The organism is Pedobacter suwonensis (assembly GCF_044762335.1).
Taxonomy (GTDB): domain Bacteria; phylum Bacteroidota; class Bacteroidia; order Sphingobacteriales; family Sphingobacteriaceae; genus Pedobacter.
On sequence record NZ_JBIWEB010000040.1, the window covers coordinates 1 to 3109 of the forward strand.

The following is a 3109-nucleotide window of genomic DNA, read 5'->3' on the forward strand; positions in this document are numbered from 1 at the left end:
CGTACGGTTACCAAGCGTACTGAGCTTACCTTTGAAAGCCTCCGTTACCTTTTTGGAGGCGACCACCCCAGTCAAACTACCCATCAAACAATGTCTCCCGCTTAGCGGGATTAGACACCGAATACAGAAAGGGTGGTATTTCAACGTTGGCTCCACGATGCCTGGCGACACCGATTCATAGCCTCCCACCTATCCTACACATCCTGTACCCAATGTCAATGTTAAATTGTAGTGAAGGTGCATGGGGTCTTTCCGTCCCGTTGCGGGTACCCGGCGTCTTCACCGGGACCACAATTTCACCGAGCTCATGGCTGAGACAGCGCCCAGATCGTTACACCATTCGTGCAGGTCGGAACTTACCCGACAAGGAATTTCGCTACCTTAGGACCGTTATAGTTACGGCCGCCGTTTACTGGGGCTTCGATTCAATGCTTCTCTTGCGATGACATCCCCTCTTAACCTTCCAGCACCGGGCAGGTGTCAGGCCTTATACCTCATCTTTCGATTTTGCAAAGCCATGTGTTTTTGTTAAACAGTCGCCTGGGCCTTTTCACTGCGGCTGACATTGCTGTCAGCGCCCCTTCTCCCGAAGTTACAGGGCCATTTTGCCGAGTTCCTTAGCCATGATTCACTCGAGCACCTTAGAATCCTCTTCCCGGATACCTGTGTCGGTTTGCGGTACGGGTTTTTATAACCTGAAGCTTAGCGGTTTTTCTTGGAAGTCTGATTACCTGCACTATCCAATCGCCCGAAGGTCCTTGGTACTATCAGCGCTCAGCATCGATCACGGATTTGCCTATGTTCGATATACCTACAGCCTTCAACGATCTATTCCGTCAGATCGCGGCAGTGTCACTACTCCGTCCCCACATCGCAGTTATAAAAAGTACTGGAATATTAACCAGTTGTCCATCGAATTTCCCCTTCGGGTTCTCCTTAGGTCCCGACTGACCCTGATCCGATTAGCGTTGATCAGGAAACCTTATCCTTTCGGTGGGCGGGTTTCTCGCCCGCCTTATCGTTACTTATGCCTACATTTGCTTTTCTATGCGCTCCAGCACCCATTACCAGATACCTTCGCTGCACATAGAATGCTCCCCTACCGATATATTTCAATCCCATAGCTTCGGTGTACGGTTTAATGCCCGTTTATTATCCATGCCCGATCGCTCGACTAGTGAGCTGTTACGCACTCTTTAAATGAATGGCTGCTTCCAAGCCAACATCCTAGCTGTCTGTGCAATCGGACCTCGTTAGTTCAACTTAACCGTAACTTGGGGACCTTAGCTGATGGTCTGGGTTCTTTCCCTCTCGGCGCGTGACCTTAGCACCCCGCGCCTCACTGCCGGCCATATTACATAGCATTCGGAGTTTGTCTGGATTTGGTAGGATTTGACTCCCCCGCACCCAATCAGTAGCTCTACCTCTATGTAACTCGATGCCGACGCTGTTCCTAAAAACATTTCGGGGAGTACGAGCTATTTCCCAGTTTGATTAGCCTTTCACCCCTACCCACAGATCATCCGGAAACTTTTCAACGTTTATCGGTTCGGTCCTCCAGTACGTGTTACCGCACCTTCAACCTGTCCATGGGTAGATCACAAGGTTTCGCGTCTACCTCCTCTGACTATACGCCCTGTTCAGACTCGCTTTCGCTTCGGATCCGTGCCTGAAGCACTTAACCTTGCCAGAGAAGAGTAACTCGTAGGCTCATTATGCAAAAGGCACGCCGTCACTGGACCTGCCAGCTCCGACCGCTTGTAAGTACACGGTTTCAGGTTCTATTTCACTCCCCTGTTCGGGGTTCTTTTCACCTTTCCCTCACGGTACTGGTTCACTATCGGTCTCTCAGGAGTATTTAGCCTTACCGGATGGTGCCGGCTGATTCCCACAAGGCGTCTCCGACCTCGCGGTACTCAGGATACTGCTAGACTGGTATTCTATACGTGTACTGGGCTATCACCATGTATCGCCGGGCTTCCCATCCCGTTCCACTTCTGTTTACCAATGCCACGTTGCAGTCCTACAACCCCCACTTTGCCGTAACAAAGTAGGTTTGGGCTCTTTCCCTTTCGCTCGCCACTACTCAGGAAATCATTGTTATTTTCTCTTCCTCTGCTTACTTAGATGTTTCAGTTCGGCAGGTTTGCTCATTATATGTGACATGTCTTCAACATGCCGGGTTGCCCCATTCGGAAATCTCCGGATCTAGTTCCTATTTGCAGATCCCCGGAGCTTATCGCAGCTTATCACGTCCTTCTTCGCCTCTGAGAGCCAAGGCATCCCCCGTGTACTCTTTCTTACTTTCTTCTACTCATGCGCCTTTTGCGCCGCATGGTATGCTTTTTTGCTCTTGTTATGATGTCTCATTCCCGAATTTACATCGGGAGAGCACAAACACAACAGTCGCCTATTGTTGTTTGCTCTTCTTTTTTAACTTCTTCCAATATGTCAAAGAACTTTATTAAGGTTGAAGGGGGAGGGTATAAGGGTAGAGGGTTTCATTGTCCCCTAACCAAGCCTCGTTTCAGCCCTATTAGTAAAAAACTGCGGTCTCGAACCGTTTCAGATGTCTTCTTTACATCTGTGCCCCGTGGCGTTTTCTTCTTGTCTCTCTTTATGTCAATGTATAGTACCGATCCCGGTAATTATTTTTTTATTTGCTGTTGTGGTGTTTTCAGTTTCAGGCCTTAGCTTTAACCCTATACCTTCTACCTTTCAACCCTCAACCTTTAATGGTGGAGAATAACGGAGTCGAACCGTTGACCTCCTGCGTGCAAGGCAGGCGCTCTAGCCAGCTGAGCTAATCCCCCAGAGTATCAGTTTTGAGTTTGGAGTCTTTAGTCCGGAGTATTCATAACTCCCAACTCTTTTCTCTAAACTCCCAACTTCAATGGTAGTCCCGTCCAGATTTGAACTGGAGACCCCTACATTATCAGTGTAGTGCTCTAACCAGGCTGAGCTACGGGACTTTGCTTTGGGCAGCATCTGATGCAGTATATAGTATCTTACCGCTACCGCTTTTCCTTTGCTAACCTCAGCTTCATCCGTTAAGCTTACCCTTATAGTATGCCCACCGTTTTCTTCTGGGTGTTTCTTTTTTTTTTTC

At 48.8% G+C, this 3109-nt stretch carries 2 tRNA genes and 1 rRNA gene; all 3 read right to left on the reverse strand.

The features are described from left to right. Positions 1 to 2310: ribosomal RNA gene (locus ACIQXP_RS25080) — 23S ribosomal RNA — on the reverse strand; the annotation flags it as partial. Between the two features lie 426 nt (positions 2311 to 2736). Further along, a tRNA-Ala gene (locus ACIQXP_RS25085) sits at positions 2737 to 2813 on the reverse strand. A gap of 81 nt (positions 2814 to 2894) precedes the next feature. Further along, positions 2895 to 2972: transfer RNA gene (locus ACIQXP_RS25090), tRNA-Ile, on the reverse strand. Between the last annotated feature and the right edge of the window lie 137 nt (positions 2973 to 3109).